This window comes from Streptomyces sp. NPDC051987 (assembly GCF_040680735.1).
Taxonomy (GTDB): domain Bacteria; phylum Actinomycetota; class Actinomycetes; order Streptomycetales; family Streptomycetaceae; genus Streptomyces.
In genome coordinates this window covers 24,772-31,206 of record NZ_JBFAXI010000095.1, presented here as the reverse complement: position 1 = coordinate 31,206, position 6,435 = coordinate 24,772, and the positions used below count along the sequence as shown (strand labels likewise).

5 protein-coding genes are annotated in these 6,435 nt (G+C 72.1%); 2 read left to right on the top strand and 3 right to left on the bottom strand.

The window, feature by feature from the left end:
* Nucleotides 1-73: 73 nt before the first annotated feature.
* The 3 genes from pepN to AB0M11_RS34035 all read right to left on the bottom strand — a co-directional run bounded on the left by pepN (nucleotide 74) and on the right by AB0M11_RS34035 (nucleotide 4,714).
* Entirely contained in the window at nucleotides 74-2,647 is a 2,574-nt protein-coding gene (gene pepN, locus AB0M11_RS34045; protein WP_365711996.1) for an aminopeptidase N, read from the bottom strand.
* A gap of 101 nt (nucleotides 2,648-2,748) precedes the next feature.
* A complete protein-coding gene (locus AB0M11_RS34040; protein ID WP_365711994.1) occupies nucleotides 2,749-3,537 on the bottom strand; it encodes a glucose 1-dehydrogenase in 789 nt (262 codons plus the stop codon).
* Between the two features lie 160 nt (nucleotides 3,538-3,697).
* Nucleotides 3,698-4,714 carry an aspartate-semialdehyde dehydrogenase gene (locus AB0M11_RS34035; RefSeq protein WP_365711993.1) on the bottom strand — a complete coding sequence of 339 codons (1,017 nt, stop codon included), beginning with the start codon at nucleotides 4,712-4,714 and terminating at the stop codon, nucleotides 3,698-3,700.
* A 297-nt stretch (nucleotides 4,715-5,011) separates the two neighbouring features.
* Between AB0M11_RS34035 and AB0M11_RS34030 the strand changes: the two genes are divergently transcribed.
* On the top strand, nucleotides 5,012-5,539 hold the full coding sequence (locus tag AB0M11_RS34030; protein WP_365711998.1) for a sigma-70 family RNA polymerase sigma factor: 528 nt from the start codon (nucleotides 5,012-5,014) through the stop codon (nucleotides 5,537-5,539).
* A 1-nt stretch (nucleotide 5,540) separates the two neighbouring features.
* Nucleotides 5,541-6,389: a hypothetical protein gene (locus AB0M11_RS34025; protein ID WP_365711992.1), complete on the top strand. Its 849-nt coding sequence runs from the start codon at nucleotides 5,541-5,543 to the stop codon at nucleotides 6,387-6,389.
* The last annotated feature ends 46 nt before the right edge of the window (nucleotides 6,390-6,435 follow it).

The following is a 6,435-nucleotide window of genomic DNA, read 5'->3' as shown; positions in this document are numbered from 1 at the left end:
GGTTGTGGCGCCCCCCCGGCGGGGGGGGGGGCCCGGGGGAAACCCCCCCCCGGCCCCCCCGACCAGGCACCGCCTACCGCGCGGCCGCGTCCGCCGCCTGGGCCCGCAGCGCGCGCTCGACGCCCGCGCGGGACTCCGAGACGAGCCGGGCCAGGGCCGCGTTCGGCTGGGCCGAGGCCAGCCAGGCGTCCGTCTTGGCGAGTGTCTCCTCGAAGACCTGGAGGGACGGGTAGAGGCCGACCGCGATCTGCTGGGCGATCTCGTGCGAGCGGGAGTCCCACACCGACTTCAGGACCTCGAAGTACCTGTCGGTGTAGGGCGCCAGCAGCTCACGCTGGTCGGTCTGGACGAAACCGCCGATCACCGCCTCCTGCACCGCGTTGGGCAGCTTGTCGGAGTCGATGACCGACGCCCAGGCCTCCGCCTTCGCCTCCTCGGTCGGGCGGGCGGCGCGCGCGGTGGCCGCGTGGCGCTCGCCGGCGGCGGTCCGGTCCCGCTCGTACTCGCCCGCGATCTCCGCCTCGTCGAAGCGGCCGACCGCGGCCAGCCGCTCCACGAACGCCCAGCGCAGCTCGGTGTCGACGGCCAGGCCCTCGATGGTGTGGGTGCCGTCCAGCAGGCTCTCCAGGAGGTCCAGCTGCTCCGGGGTGCGGGCGGTGGCCGCGAAGGCGCGGGCCCAGGCCAGCTGGTGGTCGCTCGCCGGTGCGGCGGACCGCAGATGCGCCAGCGTGGCGTCGGTCCAGCGGGTGAGCAGGGCCTCGCGGGCGGTCGGGTCGGCGTACAGCTCGACGGCGAGCTTCACCTGGCGCTGCAGGGACTGCACGACACCGATGTCGGACTCCTTGCCGATGCCGGACAGCACCAGGGACAGGTAGTCGCGGGTGGGCAGCTCGGCGTCCCGGGTCATGTCCCAGGCCGACGCCCAGCACAGCGCGCGGGGCATCGAGGACTCGAAGTCGCCGAGGTGCTCGGTGACGACGCGCAGGGACTCCTCGTCCAGGCGGACCTTGGCGTACGACAGGTCGTCGTCGTTGAGCAGGAACACCGCCGGGCGGCGGCGGCCGGTCAGCTGCGGTACGGCGGTCAGTTCGCCGTCCACGTCGAGCTCGATCCGGTCGGTGCGCACCAGCTTGCCGGTCGTCTCGTCGAGGTCGTACAGGCCGATCGCGATCCGGTGCGGGCGCAGGACCGGCTCGCCCTTGGCGCCGGCCGGCAGCGCCGGGGCCTCCTGGCGGATGGCGAAGGAGGTGACGACACCGTCGGCGTCCGTCTCCACCTCCGGCCGCAGAATGTTGATCCCGGCGGTCTGCAGCCATTTCTTCGACCAGGTGCTCAGGTCACGCCCGGAGGTCTCCTCCAGGGCGCCCAGCAGGTCGGACAGGCGCGTGTTGCCGAACGCGTGCCGCTTGAAGTACGCCTGCACGCCCGTGAAGAACTCGTCCATGCCGACGTACGCGACGAGCTGCTTCAGCACGGACGCGCCCTTGGCGTACGTGATGCCGTCGAAGTTGACGAGCACGTCGTCCAGGTCGCGGATCTCGGCCATGATCGGGTGCGTCGAGGGCAGCTGGTCCTGCCGGTACGCCCAGGTCTTCATGGAGTTGGCGAACGTCGTCCACGAGTGCGGCCAGCGCGAGCCGGGGGCGTACGCCTGGCAGGCGATGGAGGTGTAGGTGGCGAACGACTCGTTCAGCCACAGGTCGTTCCACCACTCCATGGTGACCAGGTCGCCGAACCACATGTGGGCCAGCTCGTGCAGGATGGTCTCGGCGCGCGTCTCGTACGCCGCGTCGGTCACCTTGGACCGGAAGACGTACTGGTCGCGGATGGTCACCGCGCCCGCGTTCTCCATCGCGCCCGCGTTGAACTCCGGTACGAACAGCTGGTCGTACTTGGTGAACGGGTACGCGTAGTCGAACTTCTCCTGGAACCAGTCGAAGCCCTGCCGGGTCACCTCGAAGATCGCGTCCGAGTCGAGGAACTCGGCGAGCGAGGGACGGCAGTAGATGCCCAGCGGGACCGACTGCCCGTCCTTCTCGTACACGCTGTGCACCGAGTGGTACGGGCCCACGATGAGCGCGGTGATGTACGACGAGATGCGCGGCGTCGGCTCGAAGACCCAGACGTCGTCCTTGGGCTCGGGCGTCGGCGAGTTCGAGATGACCGTCCAGCCGCTCGGCGCCTTCACGGTGAACTGGAAGGTCGCCTTCAGGTCCGGCTGCTCGAAGGAGGCGAAGACCCGGCGCGCGTCCGGCACCTCGAACTGGGTGTAGAGGTAGGCCTGCTCGTCGACCGGGTCGACGAACCGGTGCAGACCCTCACCCGTGTTGGTGTACGCGCAGTCCGCGACGACCCGCAGGATGTTGCGGCCCTTCAGCAGGCCCGGCAGCGTGATCCGGGAGTCCGCGAAGACCTCCGCCGGGTCGAGCGCGTCGCCGTTCAGGGTGACCTCGTGGACCGCGGGGGCCACCAGGTCGATGAAGGACGCGGCACCGGATTCGGCGACGTCGAAGCGCACCGTGGTCACGGACCGGTAGGTACCGCCCTCCTGCGCGCCGGAGAGGTCGAGATCGATCTCGTACGAGTCAACGGTGAGCAGCTTCGCCCGCTGCTGCGCCTCTTCGCGAGTCAGGTTTGTGCCAGGCACGCGGTCATCTCCTCGTTATGTGTGGGTTGCGCCATCCTTCCACGGGAGCGGGGAGGAGGGCGACGAGGGAAAACCCCAGAGATCGCGCGTCACCGGCCCGGTCAGGCCGCCGTGGTGCCGCCGTCGACCGGTATCGCCGCGCCGGTGACGAAGGAGGAGCGGTCGCTGCACAGCCAGAGCGCGGCCTCGGCGACCTCGGCGGGGCCGGCCATGCGCTTCTGCAGCGTCTCGTCCTCGAACCGCGCCCGCAGCTCCGGCATGGTGCGCACGGCCCGGTCCATCATCTCGGTGCGGGTGCTGCCCACCACCAGCGCGTTGACGCGGACGCCGCGCTGCGCGTACTCGGCGGCGGCGGCCCGGGTCAGTCCGAGGACCGCGTGCTTGGCGGCCACGTAGGCCGCCGACGCGCCGGTGGCCCGCTGCCCCGCGACGCTCGACGTGTTGACGATCGTGCCGCCGCCCGCGCCCAGCATCTGAGGGATCTGGAAGCGCAGGCAGTTCCACACCCCGCGCACGTTGACGTCCATGGTCTGCTCGTAGACGTCCTGGCCGGTCTCGTGCAGCTCGGTGCCGGCGGTGCCGAACCCGGCGTTGTTGAACGCGCAGTCGAGGCGCCCGAAGGCGTCGACGGCCGAGCGGACGACCCGCTCGACGTCCTCGGCGGAGGCCACGTCCGCCGGCACGGCCAGCGCCCGCCCGCCGCCGGCCGAGATCTCCTCGGCCAGCGCCCGCAGCCGCTCCACGCGCCGCGCCGTCACCACGACCGCCGCACCCTCCCGCGCGAACAACCGCGCGGCAGCCGCCCCGATCCCACTGGACGCCCCGGTGATCATGGCGATCTTGCCGTCTAGAACGCGCGGCCGATCACACGACGGCTGGCTGTTGCTCATGGTGTCCGGCTCCCCTTCGATGACGAACCTCGGTGCAACGCGCCCGAAGGGGCGCTGGGGGTACCCCCGGCCGAAGGCTGGGGGAGGAACTGCGCGACCAGCCAGGACGGCGCCGCACCCGCCGACGACGGAACGTGGCACCCCCTGAGGCGCCCGGCCCCTAGGACGACAGCTCCTCCGCCACCAGCTCGGCGATCTGCACGGCGTTCAGCGCAGCCCCCTTGCGGAGGTTGTCGTTGGAGATGAACAGCGCGAGCCCGTTCTCGACCGTCTCGTCACGCCGGATCCGTCCGACGTACGACGGATCCCGCCCGGCCGCCTGCAGGGGGGTCGGGATGTCGGACAGCTCGACCCCCGGCGCGGCCGCGAGCAGTTCCGTCGCCCGCTCCGGGGAGATCGGGCGGGCGAACCGGGCGTTGACCTGGAGGGAGTGCCCGGAGAACACCGGGACGCGGACACAGGTGCCGGAGACCTTCAGCTCGGGAAGCTCCAGGATCTTGCGGGACTCGTTGCGCAGCTTCTGCTCCTCGTCGGTCTCGTTCAGACCGTCGTCGACGAGGTTGCCGGCGAAGGGCAGCACGTTGAAGGCGATGGGCCGCTTGTAGACCTGCGGCTCGGGGAAGTCGACCGCGCCGCCGTCGTGCGTGAGCTTGTCCGCGTCGGCGGCGACCTTCTGCACCTGCCCGTGCAGCTCCGCCACGCCCGCGAGACCGGAGCCGGACACCGCCTGGTAGGTGGTGGCGACCAGCGCCTGAAGGCCGGCCTCCGCGTCCAGCACCTTCAGGACCGGCATGGCGGCCATGGTCGTGCAGTTCGGGTTGGCGATGATGCCCTTCGGGCGGTCGGCGATCGCGTGCGGGTTGACCTCGGAGACGACCAGCGGGACCTCGGGGTCCTTGCGCCACGCGGAGGAGTTGTCGATCACGACGGCACCCTGGGCGGCGACCTTCTCCGCGAGCGCCTTGGAGGTGGCCCCGCCCGCGGAGAAGAGCACGATGTCCAGGCCGGAGTAGTCGGCGGTCGCCGCGTCCTCCACCGTCACACCGTCGAGCACGGTCCCGGCCGAGCGGGCCGAGGCGAACAGGCGCAGCTGCGTGACCGGGAAGTTCCGCTCCTGGAGGATCCTGCGCATGACCGTGCCGACCTGACCGGTGGCTCCGACGATTCCGACCCTCACAGCGACTCCCTCTGCGTACGTTGACGTGTGTCTGCGGCGTTTCCATCATGCGGCCGACCCGGGTCAGCCTGTCCAATTCTTTGCCCGGCACGCCCACCCACTGGACAACCCGGCCCGTGGAACTCCCTATTCCGACCCCGTTGAGCTGCAGAAATTACCTCCGCCTGGCCGTCGCACCGCAAGCTGTGCTGCGCCGTGTGCCGGTGTGACGTACGCCTCGGAAAAGTCTCCGGGGATCCGGGCGAACGTTTCCGGCGGCTCGGGCGTCGTAGGAGAAACGCGGTGAGGGGGTGGGTTGTGCTGCGCAGAAAGGCCCGCCGCGCCCAGGGGGACCAGCACGGGGACCCTCTGGACGCGGACCAGGAGCGCCGGGTGCGGGCGGTGCTCGCGCTGGGCGGCGTACCGCAGGCGGACCTGCCGGACGGGGTACAGCAGGTACGGCTGCGGTTGCTGGAGCGGGCCGCGAGCGGCCAGGAGGCGCCGCGGGACGTGTCGGCGTGGGCGGCGGTCGTCGCCTCCCGGCTCGCCATGGACTGGCACCGCGCCAAGCGCCGCCAGGAGCGCCTCGGCGAACGGCTCGCCTCCCTCCGCCAGCCCGACCACGCCTCCGGCGAGGAGAACAGGCTGCTCTCCGTGGCCGTCGCCCGCGGCCTGGACGGACTGCCGGACGCCCAGCGCCAGATCCTCGTCCTGCGGTTCTACGCCGATCTGCCGGTCCGCGGGATAGCCGAGGAGCTGGGGATCCCCGAGGGCACCGTCAAGAGCCGGCTGCACACGGCGGTACGGGCCCTGCGCGCCCGCCTGCACGAGGACGAGGTGGTGTGACATGCCCGCCGAGAACGACGCCCACGAGCGTGACGACGAGCACGGCGACGCGCGCGACGACCGGGACGGCGGCCGGGACGGACGTGACGGTCAGGACGGACGTGACGGTCAGGACGGAGTTGAGGGCGGAGTGGGGACCGACGCGCTGTTCGCCGTTCTCATGGACGAGCCGCTCTCCGCCGAGCAGCGCGCCGACCCCGCCTTCATGGCCGAACACCGCGCCGCGGCCACCGACGTGGCACTCCTGCGCGAGCACCTCGCGGTCATCGGCGACGCCCTCGCCGACGGACCGGTCCCACGGCCGGTGCCCCGCCCGAGCCCCCGGCCCCGCCCGGCCGGGCGCCGCCGGCTCCGGGAGCGCCCCGGCGTCCGGGCCCTCGGTCTCGCCGGCGCCCTCGCGGCCGCGTTCACCGGGGCCGTGTTCGGCATCGGCTGGCTCGCGGCGAACGGCGGTTCCGGCGCCATGTCGAACGGTGCCAGTGCGGACAAGGCCGTGGGCCGGCGCGGCGAGGAGCAGGGCGACGGCCCCGGCTACCTCGCCTGCGCCCGGCTGGTCGCCGAAGGCACGGTCACCGGAGTCCGGCACCTGTCGGGCTCCGGCGAGGAACGCGTCACCCTGCGCGTGACCCGCGCCTACAAACCGGCGCGGACCGCCGCGGAGGTGGAGTTCCTCTTCGGGTCCGGCACCGACGCCCGGGTCCGCACGGGCGCCCGCCTGCTGGTCGGCATCACGGAGGGGCGGCAGGTGCCCGACCGGTACGCGGTCGGGGAGGCGGAGATCGCGCCGGAGCGGTCCTGGATCGTCCGCGACCTGCCCGCGTCGCGAACCATGACCTGCCAGGACGGCTGAGGCGCGGGGCGCCCCTCCAGGAGCCACCGGGAGCCCACCGAAAACC

What these genes read in the sequence shown, in the direction of transcription:
- AB0M11_RS34040 (WP_365711994.1), bottom strand. Translation starts at nt 3,537, where the DNA reads ATGAGCAACAGCCAGCCGTCGTGTGATCGGCCGCGCGTTCTAGACGGC.
- AB0M11_RS34025 (WP_365711992.1), top strand. Translation starts at nt 5,541, where the DNA reads ATGCCCGCCGAGAACGACGCCCACGAGCGTGACGACGAGCACGGCGAC.